Origin of the sequence: Entomobacter blattae (assembly GCF_014672835.1) — a bacterium.
Taxonomy (GTDB): Bacteria; Pseudomonadota; Alphaproteobacteria; order Acetobacterales; family Acetobacteraceae; genus Entomobacter; species Entomobacter blattae.
In genome coordinates this window covers 2,466,185-2,485,365 of the sequence record NZ_CP060244.1, presented here as the reverse complement: position 1 = coordinate 2,485,365, position 19,181 = coordinate 2,466,185, and the positions used below count along the sequence as shown (strand labels likewise).

The following is a 19,181-nucleotide window of genomic DNA, read 5'->3' as shown; positions in this document are numbered from 1 at the left end:
GATTTTAAAAGCCGTGGGGAGTAAGGGATGGATCCATGGAGCGGTGCTGGGTAACGGCAGCCACTTTAAGGCCTTTTCCCCCTTCAGCTTTGACTTTGGTGCCGGCAGGGGTATTGACGTGAATATTAAGGTTGGCGTTCATATTCTGCCCTTGGCCAAGGCCGGAGGCTACACGTTCAGCGGCGTAATTACCTTTAACAATTTGGATTTCCTTCTGGGCATCGGGGGAGAAATGGGAAACATCTCCCTGATGAGCTTGATACCATTTCAGCCCAGAGCTATTAAGGCCATCATGATAGGCACCCACAGCGCCATCATAATCGCCATTAGCGGCCTGAAGCGCCTTGCGGAAATGGCTACTGCCTCCCAGAACATTCTGCATGGGATCATAGGCATTAACCCCTTCATCCTGCGCAGTAGCCCTGGTCAGCTGCATATAGCCATAGGCAGAAGACTGGGAATTTCCTACCATATGGCCGCCACTTTCAGCACTGATCAGGGCTTTGATAATGTTGGGATCAAGCCCATTGGCCTGGGCAGCTCTGGCGACATAACTGTTCAGCTCATCACCCCCATTAAGGGCCTGCCCAGCCGGGTTTTTCCAGACCTGGGAGAGAGAATTCCAGCCGCCTTCAATCTTCTGGCCTGTCCAGCTTATCATCTGGCCAAGCGTGCTGTTGGTTACAAAATTGGCGGCATCCCTGATTTTATCAACAATGGGGGAGATGTATTCCCAACCTTTTTGGAACGATTCACGGATTTTTTTCCATAATCCAACGAAGTAGTCTTTAATCTCATCCCAGTGCTTATACATTTCGTAGCCAGCAAAGGTAATACCGGCAATGGCCAGGCCAATACCAGCTGCAGCCAGCCCCACAGGGGTAGCCAGCATGGGTAGGAACATAGCCCCCAGACGGATAACAGAACCACCCAGTGTAAAAAGAGCAGCTGAAGCTTGTAATACGGCACCGGCAAACCCAAAAAATGGGCTGATCATTCGCAAGGCCAGCAGGCCGCCCAGAATTTCCAACAATCTGGTTCCCCCGCCTATGGCCGAGCTAAAGGAAAGGATTTTGTTATAGGCATTTTCTACCCCTTGCCGTAGACCTGCCCAGTCAATATTTTTAAGCCAGATGCCAAAACTCCTGATATATTGGGCAATATTTTGGGCAATCCATGTTCTGTTAGCGGCTATCCAATCTGCCATTTGCCGAATAAGGGGGGAGAGAACAGGAGCAACCGCCTGGGAGACAGAGTTACCAAACCCCTCAACAGCCAGGGTTAGGCGGGTTTGATCCATCCTTAGCTGGTTGGCAGCTTTTGCCCCTGCCTCGTTCATTACCCCATATTGCCTGGCCATGTTGGTGTATTGGGCCATGCCTTGGGAGCCGAGGCGTAGGAAAGGCAGCATCTCTTGGCCTGCAGAGCCAAAAAACTCTGTTGCTACTGCGGCCTGGGCTATGGGGTTGCGGATGGATTTTATCCTGTCTGCCAGAATGGGCATGATTTCAGCAGCACTTCTAGCTGTGCCATTGGCTTTTTGAAAAGAAACGCCCAAGGTTTGAAAGGCTGCTACAAGCTGGGGGTTTCTACCCCCTACTGCATCCCATAGGCCTTTGCCCAGGGTTTGTATGCCGGAATTAAGGGATGATGAAGAAACACCAGCAAGCCGTGCTGCATTATCCAACCCATGAAGGCTGGAGACGGAAAGCCCCATACTCTGGGCTGTGGTTGAAAGATTAGAGCCAAACTCCCCCCAGGCAGAGACAAGATGGTAAATCCCTGCCAACGTGGCAGAGCCCGTAAGAACGCCGAGAACAGGAATGATCTGCCCGATAGACTGAAACGCACGCATCCCCTTTTGGGCAATGGCACTGAGGCTATTACCTAATTGTGGCAAGCCAGAAGCTGTTGACAAACGCAGGAGGGACTGGCGCGTATTATTAACCACAGCAGGCATACGGGTAATACGCATGCGCACCTGGTCAATAGTTGCACTGATCATGTCCTTGCCGATAATGGCAATGTTAATGGCGTTCGTGTTGGCCATATTGCTGCTTTTTTGCCTGCTGTTTTTCGTCTGTTACAATGCGGTTGGCCTGATTGGCCGCTTCCATTACTTGTTGGCCCGTAAGGGTGTTGAGGTCGTTAAACGACCAGCCAAAAAACCTAATTACATCATAGGAGAGCGCATACCAGTTTTTTGGCCAGACATAAAAAAACCCTGTAGATAATCAGAAGCCTTTACAAACTGGCTAATGGGCATGGCCAGTACGGCTGCTAATGGCCATTCGCTGACATCTTTAACCAACTGCACCTCAGCATCATAATAGGAACGCAGGTTTTTGTTGCGTTTTTTGACACCAGAAATTTTGCGCTCCATAACAGTAGGCTCACGCAGATGCATGGTGTCAAACTCTGTTTTATTGGTTTTAACAGGGGAGTCCAGAACAAGGGTAAGAGAGGGATCTAGCGAGGGTTCTTCCTCAAGGTTACGGCGGTTATCATTCTCAAAAGCGGCAACAAAGCGCACGGCTTCGTCCATCACCCTTACAGGAAGCTGATTGATAATTTTTAATGGCTAACCACTGATACGCCGCACCAGATCGGTTTGGGATTCAAGAATAGTGGTTTCCAGATCATCCAACCGCACGAAATTAGCAGCCTCCTGAACCTCGTAAACTGTGGGCTCACGCAATTTCAGTTCCTGATAGGTATTCTCCTTATCTTCAATGGGGGTATCAAGAACAAGGATTTTTTCATTTTCCATCAGGCCGCTCCTACTACATCTTCGCTGACATCGTCGCTTACAAATTTGATGCTGAATGTGCCTTCCTGGGTTTTCAGCTCTTCAAAATCGGTCACCCAGCCATTATTACAGGTAACAATTTTACCATTGGCCAGCCTTGCAATAACCGTAAGGCCAGATGCGCCTTTATAGTCAGACAGTTTTCTATCATTCCTGTCTCGTAAAGTTGCTGAAACATAGCCTTCACCAGGCATGGCGGAATAGCCCTCAACCCTGGTTTGGCCCTTAAGGGTTTCATTAACGAGGCCAGAGGGCATATAAGAGAGATCACTAACAACGGACCAGTCCTCACCGTTAATGGTAAGGGTGGCAAGACCTGCTAGTGGGCCCTGATTAACGTAGGATGCCATGAAATAATATCCTTATGGTTTGGTAAACTGGAGTGTGCCGGCAATGATGCGCAGCTGGTTGGCAAACTGGTAAGGCAGGAATAATTTCACTGTTCCGGAACCCGCATTTTCAACCCGAATATTGGCTGCAAAACGATCGGTATTTTGCACCCAGAGATTTTGGGCCTGGGTGCGATAGCGTGAAACGACAGCAGCTTTTATAAGTTGTGCGGTTGTTGCCGGCACCCCTGCTGGAATTTTGGCAGCATCATCGACCAGGATAAACCTTCCATATTGGGAGGCTAGAAACGTGTGCAGGTCCTGCATACAGACGACAGAGGTCATCAATGTTTCAATATCCCTATAGGAATTATCAGGTAGACCTGCTGGATTATCGGTGTAGGTGGTAACCAGACGCTCTAGAATAACTGAACCACTATCACTGACCGTGAAGGTGGAAATGCCGTCATAAAGCAGGCTGTTGCGTTGGCTGACGGGGAATTGCTGGGTTGGCGGCCGAACAGTAAGCTCCAGCTGTGTAATGGGAAGAGCTGGGTTTTGGCGGATGGAAAGGGCGATTTGTGCACCAGCTTGCGCTGCCCATTTCCAGGGCTCACTGGGGCTGTCAGAGGTGGCAAGAATGGTTTCGTGCTGGTTGTTACGACTATTACCCAATGTTGTAGCCTGCCCATAAGTGCCACTAAAGGCCGTAAGCACATGACCATAAAGCTCCGCCATGGGGGACCAACGCCCGGATGTGTCATTGAGGAACTGCTCTAACGCATCCAGTGATTCGGTATCCGTATAGGGGATAATGAACAGGTCAAAGAATTTATCCCCCAGCTGGCTTAAAGCTACTTCAAGGGCAGAAACAGGGTTAACCGCACCGCCGGTAAAGGGTGTTAGGGTCAGTTTAAGCCCTGGTGGTGTGGTTTGACCATTGCTGGCCCCAAGAAGGTTGAGGGTAAGAGAGAGGGCATTCAGGCTTTCGCCCTTATTTTTAGCTGTCAGCATAACGCTATTATTGCTGGCTATTGCACTAACGGGTAGGGTGGGATTGGCAGTTACAGCAGTAGTAATAGCCTGGGCTATAGTTTGGGTGGTATCCATCCGACTGATGCGAATAGAGAGCAGGTTATCACCAATATAAAGGCTGATAACCCCCTCTTGAGAAGCAGGGTTTTCGATAGTGATAGTCGCTGTGGCCGAAGTTGCCTGAGCATCGTCTGCTAAGGGGAGTGCCCAGACCTCACCAAACGTATCAATGTTACGATAGGCTAGTACCATTTGGGCTAATTGTGAACCTGCCCCGTAACGGGTATTGGCTTCACTGCCGGCAAGTGCCTGTTCAACAATCCCTGCAGTAGCTTGGGCTGTAGAGGTGATTTGCCCAATGAGCAGGACACGCCTGGTAATGGTGGCCGTATTGGCATTTCGGTTATCAAGCGAGAAGTAAAAACCTGGGACAATATTGCTGTCCGAATAGTTGGGAATGGAGATGGCCATGTTTAGACCTCATTTTTTTTGGTTTGCTCTGAGGGAATAAGTTTCTCAGGAGATTTAGGGGGCTTTTCAGGTGGAGTTACTGAGTGCAGTAAAGGTTTAGCTGATGGTTTTTCAGCTTCCTCAACATCCCCCACTTTTAGACACGAGAGCCAAAACGAGGTGCGTAGGACCTCTTCGCCCTGTTCATTGAGTAGCCGCATCGTTTCAGGGTGGCGGACTGTGCGGCCTTTAACCGGTTTTACAAACATGGATGAACTCCGTTAGCAGTATGACGGGCAATGGTTTTTAATAAAATTCTGGTAATAATCGCTCTCTCTAATTGAGGTCATAATACGCTCAACCGGTTCACCCCCAGAGCTGTAGGTTTGGCTGAACAGGAGATCCATCCGCATTCTGGCCTCTGCCACAGGTTGGGCCGAGCTGCTATCAAACAGCACTTCAGTAGAGAGAGAAGACACTTCTTCCACCATGGCCATAAGAGGGATATGGGTGAGCAAAACGGCTTCAATCTGTTCTGTAAGGATATGCAAAGCCATTTCTGATTTGGCTGCCAGGGGAATGTCTGGCGTAGGTGTGCCATCCCCTTGGAGCTGAAAACAGACCTGGGCCCGGATGGCCAGACTTACTGTGCGGGAAAAGCTTACGGCCGTTTTCCCCGTGCTCTGGGCATGATCCAGGGGCGCCTGTAAAATAATAGCAGGATAGAGAATGGGTGTGGTTGGCCAGCTACGAGCGGTATAAACGCGGTTTTCTGCCAGGGTGCCAGCTTCTTTTAGAGCATTGGCAGCACAGTCCAGAAGCTGGATACGGTATAAAGTCATAGAGTTTGAGAAACCTCGTTAAGGATAAGGTGGGCACCGCCTTGGCCGTCCAGGCGCACATCATTGACAACATAGGTTATATTTTTATGAATGATCCTGTCATTTTGCTGGGGGGCAAAGGGCAGGTCAGCAAGCCTGATGCCAATAACCGCACGGAGCGCTGAAATATATTGAGGGTTACCTATGGGGAGTGCTGTATCGGCCAGGACTTCCTGCTCATAAAAAGCCTTGTCAAATATACCTTTTATGGTGTGTTTTTGCAGCTTTTGAGAGGAAATAAACATGATATCATCCCCAAAGGCATCCAGGCAGGGCAGTAAGACCAGTGTTGAAAAATTAACCTTCATCACTGCCTGCTTTGGTGACATGACCGGCATTACCAAGCCATTGGGCTGTAGAACGGTCTGTGCTAAAAGATGACCCTTCATTATAGAAGATATCATCATGGCATATCCTTCGCCCCTTATTGACAACAACTGTAACCATATTGCTTTTTTTGGTGGCTGGCTGTTTAGTGTTTCCACTACCATCTAATGGAGTGGAAGGCTGGGAGTGAAGAGAAGGGGCTGCACCCTTCTCTTCGGTAGAAAGGTCATCTGGGCTTGGTTGCTCCGGGGGTTCTAGAGAATTTTTGGGCGTTTGTTTGGTTTTTTCCTCACCAGCCATTATCACTACCCTCCTATAGGTTTGGCAACTGTTGCTGCCAGGCAGGCATTAACCCTGCTTGGAATAACGAGAGGGGCAGACTGCATCATGAGCAAGGTTTGAGCAGGATCTTCCTGAAACCACATTTTAGGAGCATAAGCCAAAGCGCCGTAGCTAAACTGGGGATCCTTAATAGCGCCGTAAGCGCGTGTTCCCATCATGTCCCTTGAAATGGCCAACACCATTCCATCGGGAATCATAGGCTGTTCGACGTCGTTTTCATCAACAAACCAGTCGTTATAAAGCCATATATTCAATCCACCCCAAATGCCTTGAAGGACTGCTCCACGAGCTGCGTTTGGCCCCATGGTGATATTGGCATCACTATTTTGACGGATAGATGAATTGAATATGGCCTGTTTAATACCTTCATCCTTAAGCATAGCATTATAGGCAGAATTTGTGCAGACAAGATCTGTTATAGCTGCACCGCTTTTTTTAAGTACAAGGGAAATCCAGCTTCTAACATCTTCTGTTGCCCGTGAGGTTTTCCCTGAGGGATCAGCATCCCATAGAGAAGAGCCAGAGGCAACATAAGTAAGGGCAGCATCACGGTTAAAATCAATAGTGCTAGTAGGGACACCATCGCCAGAGACAGTCAGTTTGCCAGTCATAAGGGCTTGGGCTGCCATCCATTCCTGGCGGCGTTTGAGCATGTCAATCTGGTCTTCCATCTCAAAAGTGATGTTGGCCATCATCCGCTCACCCGCTGAAAGGCTACCACCAATGCGCTCTCCAATCTGTCTGCGTACTGGGCGCATAACATCTGGTGCACGTTTATCTTTAATGTAAGGAGGTTCAAATACATTCGTTTGCACATGGCGTGCTTCAACAAGTTTTCCTTCTTGGCGGGGAGAGACAAAGGGTGACATACGCCGCTTACCCACATCGACATCGATGGAGACGTATTGTGTGTCACTTTCCACAATATTAGGGAAAAAGTTGTCTAGTAGAAAGGTTTGGGCGGTTTTAAGGTTTGTTACTACCTGAACAAGCAGATTGGTATCATAAAGCTCTTGGGGAATGATGGTCATTGATCATATGGCCTTTATAAAAAAACCTTCCCAAGGGGGAAGGCTAAAAGAAGGGAGCTGTTGTAGAGAACTAGCTTGGATCTGCTGCTGAAACAGAGTCTTTAATATGAATGTTAACAGGGCGGAAAGCCCGTTTTAGGGTATCAAATGTCCAGCCTTCGCCATAAGACAGTGCTCTAAAGTTAAATTCTCCTGTTGCGTAGATCCCTGCATTGATAACATCACCCTGGGTAGTGTCATACGTGCTGGCCAGAACATAGATAGGGGTTTGAGAGCCGTCTGTAGCACTTTGTGTGCATAACACAGCACCACCACCGGCAGTAGGCACACCTAAAACAGCACCACGATGTAAGATGCCCTGGCCAGCTTTTAGGGTGATACTATCTGTTACACGGGTTTGTACACCGGCAATAAGCTGATCGGGGACAAAGGTTGCATCAAATATACCTGGAGCAGGTGAATAATCACTATTGTTAATATTTTGCATAAGTATAAACCTTGTTGAAGGAAGTTTTTAATGACCACGAGCTTTTTTAGCAGCAGCCAGCATTTGGTTTGCTAGCGGATGTGCTGTAACAGACTTTACTTTTTGGTCCTGCCCGATAGGGTTGAGCCTATGGCTTTGCATTTTCTGCCTTAATGTCTGTTGATGATGTGCTAAGGCTTGCCCAGCTGTTGCATCGTTCAAAATAACAATGGCCTGCTTACTGGGTAAAGAAGTGTTAAAGGCTAGGTGCGCTGCCAAAGAGGGGTTAATGCCTGCTGCTTTGGAAAGGAATATATTTTTGCATCGCCTACGTTCCATAGCCCGTGCCTCTTTACGCTCATCATCACTTTCTGCTGTGTTGTCTTCATCCTCGTCTTCGGCATCGGTATCTTCATCGTCGTCATCAGCTTTGCGGGCTTTGGCACGTTTGGCCTTTTTAGAACGCCTGGATTTGGTATCTTCTTCCTCATCTTCAGCCTCTGCATCGTCATCATCTTCAGCACTTGTATCGTCGTCGTTATCAGCACTGTGGGTTTTGGCGTGTTTGGCTTTTTTTGAGCGTCTGGATTTGGTATCTTCTTGCTCATCTTCAGCGTCTGTATCATCCTCATCTTCGGCATTATTATCTTGTTTGTCTTCGTCATTCTCTGAGGACGATTTGAGAAAAGAATGACCAAAGAGATGTTGAAAATTTTTTCTTTTCAGAAAAGACATGGGCTTACTCCAATAAAAAGCCCCTATAAAGGGGCTGGTATAGATGATTAAAAAAGCAAATGGCTTTGTTTATTCTCTCTCTTGCAAAAGAGCTAACATGGCAGAGATGGCCTCACGGGGTGAAGCAATTTGGTCTGCTAAGCCAAGTCTGATACCCTCTTCAGCAAAATAGGTTAACGCTTGTGTATTGCGTATCTTCTGAGGGCTTACGTTACGGTTTCTGGAAACGAGAGCAACGAACATTTCCCCTAGAAAATCGACCTCTTCCTGCATTCTCGCTTTTGCCTCTTTAGAAAGAGGGGAAGTTGGGTAACGTTCTGTTTTTCTATCGCCATAAGAAACAGTTGTAAGTTTTATGCCAGAGTTTTCTAGCTGCTGTGTTATATCAATATGAGCGGTTACTGTGCCAATACTGCCAACACCACCAGCTTTGGGAACAGTAATAAAATCACTTGAGGAAGCTAAGGCATAAGCCGCTGAATAAGCGCCGTCATCTAGAATAGACCAGATAGGCTTTTGGCTTCTGGCGCTATATATTTCCTCAGCCAGGTCAAACATACCGTTAACAACACCGCCAGGGCTATTAATAAGCAAGGCAATGGCTTTTACAGCCGTATCAGATAAGGCCGCCTGCAAGGCAGCACTGATAATACTATAGTGAAACTGCTCTAATGGCCCTTGAATGGGGATGATGGCAATGTTTTGTATAATTTCTGGTGCAAAAAAATTGCTTTTGGCAAGAGGGATATCTTTATCCAGATTTACTAGCCAAAGAGCAATATGATCTGGCCGTAAGGCAAGAGGGAAGGATGGTAAATTCATTTTGCGCTCGGTTTTTGGGGAGGGGTTGAGGCTTGGGTTGCTGTTTGCTCCTTTCCGGCCCAATCTGGGCGTTGTAAGCCCAATTGATCAAAGCGCCGGACTTCTACGGCCCTTTGATCCACGACCTCCTCCCAGTCCTCACCAGCATTTTCTGCAACTTCATTCTCAAGGGTGGAAAGGCCGGCATCCATACCTAATACTGCTCCTTGGCGCTCAGACACGGGATCTATCCAGCCACGGCCTGGACCAAGCCAGCGGCATCGGCAAAGTGGCGTTTTAAGTTGAGCAAAATTTTCCTTTAACCAATCTGCATTAACACCTTGTGGAAGGGGGAGCTTTTCGGTATGGCAACACTCTTCAAGCCATGCTGTGCGGATAGGAGAGGCAAAGCCCTGGGCAAAGCTAAGCCTTCGACGTTGCATGGTTTTCCACGCTTCTAGCATGGCAGCACGGGCTGAAGAGTAGTTAACGTCTGACCAGTCATTGCTGACCTGTTGGGCAGAAACTCCAGCACCAGAGGCAACATTTCTTAAAACGGCATTTTCAAAATCCTTGAAATTACTGGCAGGACGTACAGCTGTTATGGTGTTAATTTTTTCACCAGGAAAAAGGGTTGGGATACGCACACCACCCATGGTAAGTTTTTTTTCACCATGAAACTCTCTACGGTTTTCCTGATATTGTGCGATGTTACCGTCAACGTCATCAAGGCCAAGGGCATCGGCTGTACTTACGGGATCAAACGGGCTTTCCAGGAAAGCAGCAAAGATGGCATTGACGATAGCTGAGTCCAGCTCTGTACTATCGTATTTGATCAACATCTTTAATCGTTGCAAGACAGGAGTAAAAATACCAATGGCCCCTTTATGCTCACTTGCGCGCATTGGCTGGAAGTGGTGAACTACTTTGGGCCTGCCCCAGTCTGTCTCTCTTTCATAATAGTCCCAGATGACTGTTTCATCAGCGGAAAACCAGTCTCCTTGATGAGCTTTTCTGATATAATAACCAAGGGGAGCACCCCATTCATCAATATGAACACCCCCTCTAATGTATTTTTGATCAAAGGTATTGTTGGGATCTGAAAGACGATCGGGATCAACCAGCTGAATAGTTGTTGCATATTGGGCTTTACCTGCTCCAACTCGTTCTGGAAGCCAGGGTAAAATAGCTAGGGCATCACCATCTATCAGCTCATGACGCATGGCAACCCACATTATTTGCGAGAAGGTAAGCCTTCTTTCCGAATCACAATAACGGCCATCATCTTCTGCCCATGAACGCCAATGGCTATCAATGGCCCTGCCAAATTCATCGGCCCATTCTGCATCAAAAGAAAATCCTGTTTTGTGTTTCAAAGCCCGGTAGTCTGGTTTACTGATGGGGCGGAATGTGCCACCAATGGCATTATCCAGAATACGGGTAACAACACCTGAAGCCCAGCCATCATTGCGGACAAGGTCTCTAACTCTGGCAACGATACGGTCCCTAAAAGGGTTTTTTTCAACATCAGGTGACCATAAAAGAGGGTTCCACCCATGCATATGTGTTCCGCCATAATCAGCGGCATCGTAAGCAGAACCATTCCAATGAGAGTTGAGAGCCGATGTTCTCTGCTTTGCTGATAAAGGAAGGGGGTTGCCATCAGGGCCTAAGAGCTGGCTTTTTTTCATCTGAAGCGTATTCCTATTGCTCTGCGCCTGTTAATGCCCAATGTGCGTTGGAGATCCATGATAAGACCTAGTAGACCATTACGATCAGCCTGGGAGTAGGTAACTGATTTTGCCCCTGTTTCCTGTGAGTAGGATACAGAAACCACTTTTGCCCCGCACAGGAGCTCTGCATAGGCCTTCTGGGCCTGGGTCAACATGGCCATAAGTTCAGGCCGTGGCAGGTTAGACCATATGGTGTGGGAAGATATTGGAGAATGGATCATAATAAATTACTTATTCAAGTCACGCAGGACATCATTAAAGGCCTCTTCTATATTCTTTGAAAGTTCTTGTTGGATATTGTCGCTAACCTTATTCAGAAAGCCGAATTTTGGCTTATAGGTTGCCTCATCAAAGAATTCGACTAGGCGTTTGATTGTGCCATATTTTCTGTCTCGTTTAAAAAACCCACCAGCTCCCATACCATTAGGGGCTTTACCGGATATTTTAACGATGGAAAAACGCAGTTTTTTCCCTTTTGTCCCTTTGGGCCGGGCCTTATCAGCCTTGGCACGGGCGGCGAGGTTTTTAATATAATTTCTGGGTAGGGTTCCGCCTGCTTTTTTCCGGGCATCCTTTCCCCCTAAAGGAATGGCCTTGGCATTGGAGTTTTTAGCGCCTTCCCCTGGTGATCTGGATCCACCAAACTCTTCGAACCCTAGATATTCGGCTTGTTGATCTTTTACAAAAACACGGGCAATAAGATCCAGCTTATTGGCGGGGCTTATGCCCACGGCATTACGAGTAAAAGCATTGTTGTTATCAAATATGTTGGGAATATCCTGCTTCATCATGTCACGAGCACCTGCTGCGGTAATGGTAAGACCTTTAGCAACAGCAAATGGAACCTGATTTTTGGCAAGTTTCCGAAGCATTTTTTCAGTCTGTTTTGTGTCTATAAAAATGGAATAAGCCATTAGACAAACCTTTTGATGAAACGCTTTTTCTTTTCTTCCGGGCTTAACTCTTCGACTGTTCTGTCTGGTCTTTGTTCCTCTTTGGGTAGCCCACTAACATCCACAGCCTGTTCAATAGTGGGTGGTGCGTCCTGGCCTTGCTCCATACGGTCTGCCCGTTTATTGAGTTGCAGGCCTCTCTGGGTTAAGCCACACAGGGCCGCATAGGAATAAACGGCCAGATCGAGGGCTTCGTTAGCACGTCCAGGGGTTTGTTCCCAGATGCGGAGTTCACGGCCACTGACATATTTACGAACCAGACGCTCTGAAACTAATTGGGCAAAAAAATTAAGGTCCCTATCTGCTGGGTAATGCATGTAGCCTGGGCAGGAAGTGCCTTCTGGGGGTATGGGGATGTGAAGCCGGGCCCGGATGACATCCTTGGCAGCATTAACCCCAATAATGAATGGTTTAAAGCCTTTGGTTTTCTGGCTGGGACGTTTGGAAGGCCAGACGGGAGAGCGTTGCCCATTACGGGCAGACTCCCCCTTTATCGCCCATATTTTACGCCCCAGACGGGCTTTACAGAACTCATAGACCTTTTGCGTATGATGCCCCCCTGAATCAATACAAGCAGCTTCTACTACGAAGGGCCTGCCATCGGCTCTAAACCATTTACGTTTCAGGACTTCATCAACTTCTTTCCAAAGAGCGGGACTTTCCGGGTCGCCATCAACAACGACATGGGCAATAGACCAGCGTTCCTCGTTGCGGCCCCAACCTACGATTTCCAGTTCGACACGGTCATCCTGCGTATCCCCACCAGCGGTAACAAGCACAACACCATCAGGCACTTCGGCAGGCCATAATTCTGCCCGTTTGGCCAGGGTGAGTTCTGAAAGGGCTCCTACTCCCCGATCTTCAAACGCTTCGCCCAACGTAGTGTTAACAAATGTTTGCAGGGCCTTGATATCATGCTGAACCCTCAACCACTCCTCAACCAGTTTCCCCCATGTGGCATTGGGGGAAAGGGAGTAGCCTGTCCAGATATGAAAGGAAGCATGGCCATTAAAGGGTTTTTCAGCCCGCCATTCCCCCTTGGCAACCATCTCGGATTTATGCTCTTCTCCGATAATACAGCCATTATGCTCGCAGGCATACCAGGCTGTTTCAGGTAGGGACTTGCCATCATCGTCCTTATCCCATTTGATGCCATAGGGCGTATCCTTACCACCCCATTTAAGAACCTGGTATTCCCCACATTGTGGGCAGGGCACATAAAACCTGCGTTGATCTCCTTCCAGGAAGCGACTTTCAATACGGCTGATCCCTTTAATGGTAGGGGTTGAGCCGGCCACAATCTTGCGGTTCCAGAAGGTTTCAGACCGCTTAGTGCCCAAGGCAATTTGGTCGCCTTCAGAGCCAGCACCGCCAACAGGGTAGCCGTCCACTTCATCAAACAGGACAATACGCACGGTAATGCGCCTGAACCCCCCAGGGGAGTTTGCTCCTACCAGTGTAAGGGAAGAACCGTTTTTCAGGGTCTTTTTGAGGAGGGTATTATCGCCGTTTCTGGTTTTGGGGTCTGGTGCAATACCCTGTAATACAGGAGTATCCCGCAGCATGGGGGCTATTTCTGATTTGCTGTAGTCTTCGGCATCTTCAACTCTGGGCTGGACAATTAGAATGGGGCTTGGGTCCTGATGCAGATAATAGCCAATAATGTGATCCAGAATTTTGGTATAACCCACACGGGCTGATTTCATGACCGTAACACGTTCAACAGCAGGATCTGTTATGGCATCCATCATCCCAACCTGGTAAGCGTAAGCCTCAAAGCGGCCCGTTTGGGCACTCGTCTCAGCAGAGAGCACAGCATAACGGGCGGCCCATTCGCTGAGGGAAAGCTTGGGTGGCGGGGCAAGATTGAGTTTTCTGGTTTTATCAAGGGCCTTTCGGAGAGTCTTCCTGCTTTCTTTGTAAAGATTTCCATTGTTCATGCTGGTGTTCATCTTGGGACAGCTCTTCTAAAACCCGCGTAACCAGTGTATGAAGCCTATCTTGAAGGTCGTTGACGGTTTTGCATTGAAATAATGTGGGGGCCTGCTCTGCGGGTAATGCCAGAAGGCGAGTGCGGATACGGGCATAATCCTGGCCAACCGCTTTGGCAACATTCTCTATGGGGACAAGTTCGCCTAAGCGCGTGTGATATTCCAGCTCTTTTAGGCGGGCAACAAAACTGTCCCTATAAAGCTCCGCCTCACGTCTGCTAAGGAAAACATGCCTTTCTTCCAGTAGGGTTTCAAATTTGGTTTTTTCGTTAACCTTGCACGTGTTAACTTCCGTGTTAACCTTGCTGTTAACTTTGCGTTTTTTTGCGTTAACTTTGGCGTTAACCTTGCTGGGCTTACCCCCGCGTGGTGTGCGCCGATTTTCAAACCAATCCCGGACCTCTTCCTTACCAAGGCTGCCATCAGAAAGTGTTGGTATCCTGCCGTTTTTACGGGCTTTATAAATAGCAACATGGCTGACACCAACCAGCTCTGCTGCCTCACGGTCTGATAATCCTAGAGACATCTGTTAACCAAAGTGTTAACCTCAAAAAAATTCCTGTAGCTGGGCCCAAAACGCAGGGCGAATTACTCCCGATACACCACCCCCACAGGAAGGACCCAAAGATATAGTTATATTAATTGAGTTTCTGTTAATAAATAAAATAATAAAAACAATAGAAAGCTTAATATTATTATTTTTAAAGGATATGATTAATTGGAAGAAAGAGAATTAAAAAATCAGAGTGAAAATTCAAGCAAAGAACTTTCTGAATATTTAGATAGCCTTCCTATGGGGTAGGGAATGACCATGCACCTGATCCCTCATGGTTCTGGCACTGTGACAGGACTTGCATAGAGCGCGTAAATTACGGGGATCAAGGCGAAGATCAGGACGGTTACGAACCGTCTGGATATGATCCACTTCTGTTGCTTCCTTAATCCGTCCCTCTTTTTGACAGAACACACAAAGAGGATTACCCTTTAGAAATGTCTGCCTACATCTTTGCCAGGTTCTATCATATCCACGAGATGATGCAGAACCACGGCAATCATCATATAACCTCTTACGTGATGATGATCCTAATACAGGTGGTTTGCGGGGCATAGTAAATAAATTCAGGATATAACAATGGATCCGATTTCAACGGCTGTTACTATTTTTAAAGGCTATAAAAATATTAAGATTGCCTCGGAGATTACACAAAAGGCATACAAAGTCTTACAGCCTATATTTGCTCATTTTATAAAAGAAAATGCAGAGAAAGCTCTTCGTGATCCATACTTCAAGCATACCATCGATGTAGTTCAACGAGCGATGGACGATCTTGAAAAAGAGGGCATTGATATCAACCGTATTACAGATACCAATCCAGAAATTATTATTGAAATTTTGGAACAGGCTAAAAACGAAAGTAACGATGAGCTGCAAGATTTATGGGCAAAGCTTCTAATAACAGCAATTGTTGATAAAGGAAAAAATTTTAGAAAACAATTTATAGAAATTGTAAAAAAGCTTAATCCACTTGATGCTCTTTATTTAAATATTTTATATAATATGTATTTATTAGCAAGTAATAATAGTTTTGAAAACAAATATACAACTAAGACTAATTCAGATTTTTTGGTTTTACAATTAAATAAATACTTTGAAGACTCTTTAAATAATTACTCGATTGATAATGAATCATCTGTTGTTATTGTACAAAATTTAAAAAATGAAAATTTAATAGAATTTTATTCTGATAATTCAAGCCAAAGTAATAACAGCTATTTCAATAATATTTTAAAAGATAAAATTCTAAAAACACACTCACGTGTACAATATAATTATTATATACTTTCCCCATTAGCATTCTTACTAATGAAAACTTTATCACCGCCTACACCCTAGCGATATCGAGTGGGGTTTGCACGAAATGAGCATCTGGGTTAGCTTTTTTGTGGAAGCGGACGTAGGATTTGGAGCTTTCTACCCGTATGGCATCGGCAATGGCTTCCATGGCCTTAAGCCATTTAGGTTCGGTAATGTTCAGGCGGCGTAGGCCAAGCACATTATCCACCCGTAACTTGCCTTCCTTTTTCACATCAAAGGTATCCGCCACAATCGCCCGGATATTGGAATTGCCTTCTTCTGTCCATTCATCAAGGCATTCATCAATCAGCTTTTTAGCCACTTGCAGTTCGGGCCCAAAGGTAATCCTGTCACCAATCGCCACGGTAATGCGTAACAGGCCATCATAACTATGCAGGGTCAGGTTGCCCTTCTGACCACCAAGCTTTGTATCGTATTTTTCTGCCAGCAAGGACTGTAACGTCCTGATATCAGCAAAAGACTCTTCCTTGAGCACCAGCAGGGCTTCATGGCGGGCATCTGCCTTCTCGTGAAGAGAACGCACCAGCTCATCCTCCAGCAGATGTTCAGGCTTTACCTTGTCGCGTGGAACCAGCCGTCCGGAGGCGTCTTTCATATAACCATCTAGCGTCTCTGTATGCTCATTCATAAGGTATCACTTTCTCAAAAAATAGGCTCTCAACACATAGGCTATTGCCCAGATAACAGTAATCAGGCAAAGAACTATAAACCGCCAGGCTTCCATGTTTTTCATTGAACCTTATCCAAAACTGAAATTAAATGGGTTATTCCCTCTAAAATCCCAGGTAGGGAAAACAGAAAAACACTCATAACAACCATGAGTGCCATGACTATAAACCGCCAGGCTTCCATACTTTCCATTAATGAAAAGCCCGTATCACGGCAGCCAACCCGAAAAGAAACGGGCCACCACCTACAATAGCCGCAACAAAATAAGCAAAATGACGAAGCTTTTTTGACTGATCCAATTTATCCATAGCTTGAATTGCTCCTTCATTTATATTAACTTTACACTCAAGTTTCATACCTTCCTCAACCTGCCAAGGTAGAAATTAGAAACCTCGCTTGTGTATCAGCACAGCGGGGTTTCGTTTATTCAGGTTATAGCTGTTCGACAGGTGCCTTAAACCTCTCCATCATTTCCTGGCAGAACTTCATGCGCGTTTTAGCCCATAACCGCTTGCCAGGCAGTTCCTTACGCTGGAAAGCCAGGCGGCGGTAATAGTGGAAGGTGCGCTTCCATACAGCATGGTTAGCCAGCCTGTCCTGTTCGGTTAGTACGTCATTCGTCATCGTGGTATTATCCTTTCAGGTAAGAGCTGGCACTGTCGCCTGCGCGAGCATGGGTGTATCGTGTGGTGGTAGCAAGGCTTGCATGGCCAAGCTGGTGCTGCACAACGTGGGGTGGTGCCCCGTTGTCCTGCGCGTGAGAGGCACAGGCATGGCGCAGCCAGTGGGCCGAAAATTCGTCTGGCAGGCCAACACGCTTGGCCGCCCGTTTAACAATCCGGTGTGCGGCTTTGAGCTGAATAGTCTTGCCATCACGGCCAGGAATAACCGGTGCTGTGGGGGAACTGTCATCACGTAACTGTTCCAGCTCTCCCCATAAATCCTTAGGCACACCAATCTGGCGCATCTTGCCGCCCTTGCCATAGATATTCATGGTTCCACCCTGCCGGTTTTTCACCATGTCTTTCCAGGTGAGGCTACACGCTTCAGAGATGCGTAGCCCCATCACATAGAGCAGCCTTAACAGCGCATGCTTGCGTGGCTCTTTCTCTTCACGAATGAGCTTTAGCGCTTCTTCCTGGGTAATAATGCGTTCATGCAGGGCATCAGGGGACTTCTTGAGGCGAAACCCGTAGCCTGGATCGCTGGCTAACACGCCTTGCTCATGAGCAAAGTGTAATAGAGACTTCACTGAAGCCACTTTACGCCTGCGTGTCGCTTCACTCCCTTGCAGGATATCAAACCAGCCCTGCAGGTCAGAAAGAACTATCTCACCTAAAGGCTTTTGCACCCATTGAAGGAAGTCCCTCACATCATGCGTATAGGCTCGTCTGGTATGTTCTGCCCTATTGTGTAACCACATTTTGAGCAGGAATTTTTCAGCCCCTAAAAAAGAGTTATCTGACACTGCTCATTTTCTCTATTTTTACACAAATGCCATTTATGGCAGAAAACCAAGGGCTCAAGGCCTGTTTCCACCAGACAAAAAGCGACAGATAATAACTGTTATCTCCCGCCTTTTGGGCCTGTTTTAGAGTTATCTGTCACTTTCACTCCAAACAGGCGGCAGATAACTCTTCATTATCAGGACAGTTTTTTTAAGCTGTTCTTTCTTCCTTGAAGTACAGAAACAAGTACTTTATATTAACAACAAGGAGATGATGATCATGACTCACGTATCTTATACTGACTTGCGAAAAAACCTTGCTCATTACCTGGATGAAGCAGCCAATAGCCGTGCCCCTATTGTGGTAACACGCACATCTGCCCACCAGAATGTGGTCATCCTCTCAGAAGAAGAGTTCTCCGGCCTGCAGGAAACAGTTCATCTGCTCAATAGTCCTAAAAACACACAACGGCTACTCAAAGGGATTGAGCAGGCCAGCCAGGGCAAGCTTGAAGAGCACACACTCATCACCCCAGACGATACAGCTTCCAACTCATGAAAGTTGTGTTCACTGAAACAGGCTGGGAAGACTATCTCTATTGGGCTTCTCATGACCATGCCATGCTGGCAAAAGTGAACACGCTGGTAGAAGATACCCGCCGCCATCCTTTTATAGGCCTTGGCAAGCCTGAAGCGCTAAAAGGTCAGCTTTCTGGTTGGTGGTCTCGTCGCATTACCAAGGAGCACCGCCTGGTGTATCGTGTAACCGGCACCAGGGAAACGCAACAGGTCGAAATTATCCAGTGCCGGTATCATTACTGATCATCCCGTTACATCCTTGAGATGCTTTAAAAAATAGGGGAGTGACTTTTTGTGGTTTCCTTCAAAGGCCTTTTCAAAGACCTGAATATCGGCTTCCCGTTTAAGAGCCAGATCACACAGTTTCATGAAACTGTCTGGTAAGCACAGATCTGTAGATGTAAAATTCTCTTGGCTACGCGCCAGTATCTCACGGCAACGCACTACGGCATCTATAAACAGAATATGCACCATGGCGTTTTTCCGCATGGGGACATCGGCTCGGTGCCTGTAAGGTGGTAACAGGATAATGGGAAGCAGGTAGGTCTTTTGGCCAACGATTTTCCACACCACGGCAAAATGGTTTTTGCCATAGGTCACCACATCGCCGCGCGCCATAAAAACTCTAAATTGTTTTGGAGGAAAAAGGGCAATAAAAAACCGGACTGTCACCAGCCCGGCTTTCGGAAACCCATAAAAGTGCATCACCAAATACACTTATTCATCA

Annotated in this window: 26 protein-coding genes; 3 read left to right on the top strand and 23 right to left on the bottom strand. The window is 47.0% G+C overall.

The genetic code is table 11. The features are described from left to right. Positions 1–4 precede the first annotated feature (4 nt). From JGUZn3_RS11285 to JGUZn3_RS12530, 19 genes are all read right to left on the bottom strand, one after another. Positions 5–2,050: a phage tail tape measure protein gene (locus tag JGUZn3_RS11285; protein ID WP_203413608.1), complete on the bottom strand. Its 2,046-nt coding sequence runs from the start codon at positions 2,048–2,050 to the stop codon at positions 5–7. A 123-nt stretch (positions 2,051–2,173) separates the two neighbouring features. Continuing rightward, on the bottom strand, positions 2,174–2,545 hold the full coding sequence (locus JGUZn3_RS11280) for a phage tail assembly protein (protein WP_203413607.1): 372 nt from the start codon (positions 2,543–2,545) through the stop codon (positions 2,174–2,176). Between the two features lie 36 nt (positions 2,546–2,581). Further along, complete coding sequence (locus JGUZn3_RS11275) at positions 2,582–2,770, bottom strand: phage tail assembly protein (RefSeq protein WP_203413606.1); 189 nt, start codon at positions 2,768–2,770, stop codon at positions 2,582–2,584. Beyond that, positions 2,770–3,159: a phage tail tube protein gene (locus tag JGUZn3_RS11270; RefSeq protein WP_203413605.1), complete on the bottom strand. Its 390-nt coding sequence runs from the start codon at positions 3,157–3,159 to the stop codon at positions 2,770–2,772. The genes JGUZn3_RS11275 and JGUZn3_RS11270 overlap by 1 nt, the downstream gene beginning before the upstream one ends. 12 nt (positions 3,160–3,171) lie before the next feature. Beyond that, a complete protein-coding gene (locus JGUZn3_RS11265; protein WP_203413604.1) occupies positions 3,172–4,644 on the bottom strand; it encodes a phage tail sheath subtilisin-like domain-containing protein in 1,473 nt (490 codons plus the stop codon). A 2-nt stretch (positions 4,645–4,646) separates the two neighbouring features. Further along, complete coding sequence (locus tag JGUZn3_RS11260) at positions 4,647–4,892, bottom strand: DUF2635 domain-containing protein (RefSeq protein ID WP_203413603.1); 246 nt, start codon at positions 4,890–4,892, stop codon at positions 4,647–4,649. Positions 4,893–4,904: 12 nt separating this feature from the next. Further along, entirely contained in the window at positions 4,905–5,465 is a 561-nt protein-coding gene (locus JGUZn3_RS11255; RefSeq protein WP_203413602.1) for a hypothetical protein, read from the bottom strand. Further along, a complete protein-coding gene (locus JGUZn3_RS11250; RefSeq protein ID WP_203413601.1) occupies positions 5,462–5,842 on the bottom strand; it encodes a head-tail joining protein in 381 nt (126 codons plus the stop codon). The genes JGUZn3_RS11255 and JGUZn3_RS11250 overlap by 4 nt, the downstream gene beginning before the upstream one ends. Beyond that, positions 5,802–6,131, bottom strand: a complete 330-nt coding sequence (locus JGUZn3_RS11245) for a hypothetical protein (RefSeq protein WP_203413600.1) — start codon at positions 6,129–6,131, stop codon at positions 5,802–5,804. The genes JGUZn3_RS11250 and JGUZn3_RS11245 overlap by 41 nt, the downstream gene beginning before the upstream one ends. 5 nt (positions 6,132–6,136) lie before the next feature. Further along, positions 6,137–7,204 carry a major capsid protein gene (locus JGUZn3_RS11240; RefSeq protein WP_203413599.1) on the bottom strand — a complete coding sequence of 356 codons (1,068 nt, stop codon included), beginning with the start codon at positions 7,202–7,204 and terminating at the stop codon, positions 6,137–6,139. Between the two features lie 70 nt (positions 7,205–7,274). Then, positions 7,275–7,691 carry a head decoration protein gene (locus tag JGUZn3_RS11235; RefSeq protein WP_203413598.1) on the bottom strand — a complete coding sequence of 139 codons (417 nt, stop codon included), beginning with the start codon at positions 7,689–7,691 and terminating at the stop codon, positions 7,275–7,277. Between the two features lie 27 nt (positions 7,692–7,718). Beyond that, on the bottom strand, positions 7,719–8,405 hold the full coding sequence (locus tag JGUZn3_RS11230; RefSeq protein WP_203413597.1) for a hypothetical protein: 687 nt from the start codon (positions 8,403–8,405) through the stop codon (positions 7,719–7,721). A gap of 69 nt (positions 8,406–8,474) precedes the next feature. Next, complete coding sequence (locus JGUZn3_RS11225) at positions 8,475–9,227, bottom strand: S49 family peptidase (RefSeq protein WP_203413596.1); 753 nt, start codon at positions 9,225–9,227, stop codon at positions 8,475–8,477. Further along, entirely contained in the window at positions 9,224–10,897 is a 1,674-nt protein-coding gene (locus JGUZn3_RS11220) for a phage portal protein (RefSeq protein ID WP_203413595.1), read from the bottom strand. The genes JGUZn3_RS11225 and JGUZn3_RS11220 overlap by 4 nt, the downstream gene beginning before the upstream one ends. Further along, positions 10,894–11,160, bottom strand: a complete 267-nt coding sequence (gene gpW / locus JGUZn3_RS11215) for a gpW family head-tail joining protein (protein ID WP_203413594.1) — start codon at positions 11,158–11,160, stop codon at positions 10,894–10,896. Before gpW ends, JGUZn3_RS11220 begins: the two co-directional genes overlap by 4 nt. A gap of 6 nt (positions 11,161–11,166) precedes the next feature. After that, positions 11,167–11,853: a hypothetical protein gene (locus JGUZn3_RS11210; RefSeq protein ID WP_203413593.1), complete on the bottom strand. Its 687-nt coding sequence runs from the start codon at positions 11,851–11,853 to the stop codon at positions 11,167–11,169. Further along, positions 11,853–13,832, bottom strand: coding sequence for a phage terminase large subunit family protein (locus tag JGUZn3_RS11205; RefSeq protein WP_238996818.1), 1,980 nt, complete (start codon positions 13,830–13,832; stop codon positions 11,853–11,855). Before JGUZn3_RS11205 ends, JGUZn3_RS11210 begins: the two co-directional genes overlap by 1 nt. Continuing rightward, on the bottom strand, positions 13,777–14,409 hold the full coding sequence (locus JGUZn3_RS11200) for a MerR family transcriptional regulator (RefSeq protein ID WP_203413591.1): 633 nt from the start codon (positions 14,407–14,409) through the stop codon (positions 13,777–13,779). The genes JGUZn3_RS11205 and JGUZn3_RS11200 overlap by 56 nt, the downstream gene beginning before the upstream one ends. Positions 14,410–14,661: 252 nt before the next feature. After that, positions 14,662–14,850, bottom strand: coding sequence for an HNH endonuclease (locus tag JGUZn3_RS12530; protein ID WP_238996817.1), 189 nt, complete (start codon positions 14,848–14,850; stop codon positions 14,662–14,664). Between the two features lie 165 nt (positions 14,851–15,015). On the opposite strand from JGUZn3_RS12530, the gene JGUZn3_RS11190 reads away from it, so the two are divergent. Then, positions 15,016–15,777: an Abi-alpha family protein gene (locus tag JGUZn3_RS11190; protein ID WP_203413589.1), complete on the top strand. Its 762-nt coding sequence runs from the start codon at positions 15,016–15,018 to the stop codon at positions 15,775–15,777. Here the strand turns inward: JGUZn3_RS11190 and JGUZn3_RS11185 are convergent. The 3 genes from JGUZn3_RS11185 to JGUZn3_RS11175 all read right to left on the bottom strand — a co-directional run bounded on the left by JGUZn3_RS11185 (position 15,767) and on the right by JGUZn3_RS11175 (position 17,896). Further along, the gene (locus tag JGUZn3_RS11185; RefSeq protein WP_203413588.1) at positions 15,767–16,387 is read right to left on the bottom strand and encodes a DUF3164 family protein; all 621 of its coding nucleotides are present in this window, start codon (positions 16,385–16,387) and stop codon (positions 15,767–15,769) included. The genes JGUZn3_RS11190 and JGUZn3_RS11185 overlap by 11 nt on opposite strands. A gap of 473 nt (positions 16,388–16,860) precedes the next feature. Beyond that, positions 16,861–17,052: a hypothetical protein gene (locus tag JGUZn3_RS11180; protein WP_203413587.1), complete on the bottom strand. Its 192-nt coding sequence runs from the start codon at positions 17,050–17,052 to the stop codon at positions 16,861–16,863. 7 nt (positions 17,053–17,059) lie between these two features. Continuing rightward, positions 17,060–17,896 carry a tyrosine-type recombinase/integrase gene (locus tag JGUZn3_RS11175; RefSeq protein ID WP_238996816.1) on the bottom strand — a complete coding sequence of 279 codons (837 nt, stop codon included), beginning with the start codon at positions 17,894–17,896 and terminating at the stop codon, positions 17,060–17,062. 259 nt (positions 17,897–18,155) lie between these two features. Between JGUZn3_RS11175 and JGUZn3_RS11170 the strand changes: the two genes are divergently transcribed. Then, positions 18,156–18,434: a type II toxin-antitoxin system Phd/YefM family antitoxin gene (locus JGUZn3_RS11170; RefSeq protein ID WP_203413586.1), complete on the top strand. Its 279-nt coding sequence runs from the start codon at positions 18,156–18,158 to the stop codon at positions 18,432–18,434. Further along, positions 18,431–18,697 (top strand): Txe/YoeB family addiction module toxin, encoded by a 267-nt coding sequence (locus JGUZn3_RS11165; RefSeq protein ID WP_203413585.1) that lies wholly within the window; start codon positions 18,431–18,433, stop codon positions 18,695–18,697. The genes JGUZn3_RS11170 and JGUZn3_RS11165 overlap by 4 nt, the downstream gene beginning before the upstream one ends. On the opposite strand, the gene JGUZn3_RS11160 is transcribed toward JGUZn3_RS11165, so the two are convergent. Then, positions 18,698–19,162 (bottom strand): hypothetical protein, encoded by a 465-nt coding sequence (locus tag JGUZn3_RS11160; protein ID WP_203413584.1) that lies wholly within the window; start codon positions 19,160–19,162, stop codon positions 18,698–18,700. Between the last annotated feature and the right edge of the window lie 19 nt (positions 19,163–19,181).

Bases quoted from the DNA above. Each gene is read 5' to 3' on its own strand.
- JGUZn3_RS11245 (WP_203413600.1), bottom strand. From the start codon at position 6,131: ATGGCTGGTGAGGAAAAAACCAAACAAACGCCCAAAAATTCTCTAGAA.
- JGUZn3_RS11170 (WP_203413586.1), top strand. From the start codon at position 18,156: ATGACTCACGTATCTTATACTGACTTGCGAAAAAACCTTGCTCATTAC.
- JGUZn3_RS11280 (WP_203413607.1), bottom strand. From the start codon at position 2,545: ATGGACGAAGCCGTGCGCTTTGTTGCCGCTTTTGAGAATGATAACCGC.
- JGUZn3_RS11255 (WP_203413602.1), bottom strand. From the start codon at position 5,465: ATGACTTTATACCGTATCCAGCTTCTGGACTGTGCTGCCAATGCTCTA.
- gpW (WP_203413594.1), bottom strand. From the start codon at position 11,160: ATGATCCATTCTCCAATATCTTCCCACACCATATGGTCTAACCTGCCA.
- JGUZn3_RS11225 (WP_203413596.1), bottom strand. From the start codon at position 9,227: ATGAATTTACCATCCTTCCCTCTTGCCTTACGGCCAGATCATATTGCT.
- JGUZn3_RS11210 (WP_203413593.1), bottom strand. From the start codon at position 11,853: ATGGCTTATTCCATTTTTATAGACACAAAACAGACTGAAAAAATGCTT.
- JGUZn3_RS11220 (WP_203413595.1), bottom strand. From the start codon at position 10,897: ATGAAAAAAAGCCAGCTCTTAGGCCCTGATGGCAACCCCCTTCCTTTA.
- JGUZn3_RS11275 (WP_203413606.1), bottom strand. From the start codon at position 2,770: ATGGAAAATGAAAAAATCCTTGTTCTTGATACCCCCATTGAAGATAAG.
- JGUZn3_RS11260 (WP_203413603.1), bottom strand. From the start codon at position 4,892: ATGTTTGTAAAACCGGTTAAAGGCCGCACAGTCCGCCACCCTGAAACG.
- JGUZn3_RS11165 (WP_203413585.1), top strand. From the start codon at position 18,431: ATGAAAGTTGTGTTCACTGAAACAGGCTGGGAAGACTATCTCTATTGG.
- JGUZn3_RS11240 (WP_203413599.1), bottom strand. From the start codon at position 7,204: ATGACCATCATTCCCCAAGAGCTTTATGATACCAATCTGCTTGTTCAG.
- JGUZn3_RS11230 (WP_203413597.1), bottom strand. From the start codon at position 8,405: ATGTCTTTTCTGAAAAGAAAAAATTTTCAACATCTCTTTGGTCATTCT.
- JGUZn3_RS11250 (WP_203413601.1), bottom strand. From the start codon at position 5,842: ATGCCGGTCATGTCACCAAAGCAGGCAGTGATGAAGGTTAATTTTTCA.
- JGUZn3_RS11180 (WP_203413587.1), bottom strand. From the start codon at position 17,052: ATGACGAATGACGTACTAACCGAACAGGACAGGCTGGCTAACCATGCT.
- JGUZn3_RS11200 (WP_203413591.1), bottom strand. From the start codon at position 14,409: ATGTCTCTAGGATTATCAGACCGTGAGGCAGCAGAGCTGGTTGGTGTC.
- JGUZn3_RS11270 (WP_203413605.1), bottom strand. From the start codon at position 3,159: ATGGCATCCTACGTTAATCAGGGCCCACTAGCAGGTCTTGCCACCCTT.
- JGUZn3_RS11235 (WP_203413598.1), bottom strand. From the start codon at position 7,691: ATGCAAAATATTAACAATAGTGATTATTCACCTGCTCCAGGTATATTT.
- JGUZn3_RS11265 (WP_203413604.1), bottom strand. From the start codon at position 4,644: ATGGCCATCTCCATTCCCAACTATTCGGACAGCAATATTGTCCCAGGT.
- JGUZn3_RS11185 (WP_203413588.1), bottom strand. From the start codon at position 16,387: ATGAATGAGCATACAGAGACGCTAGATGGTTATATGAAAGACGCCTCC.
- JGUZn3_RS11190 (WP_203413589.1), top strand. From the start codon at position 15,016: ATGGATCCGATTTCAACGGCTGTTACTATTTTTAAAGGCTATAAAAAT.
- JGUZn3_RS11205 (WP_238996818.1), bottom strand. From the start codon at position 13,832: ATGAACAATGGAAATCTTTACAAAGAAAGCAGGAAGACTCTCCGAAAG.
- JGUZn3_RS11285 (WP_203413608.1), bottom strand. From the start codon at position 2,050: ATGGCCAACACGAACGCCATTAACATTGCCATTATCGGCAAGGACATG.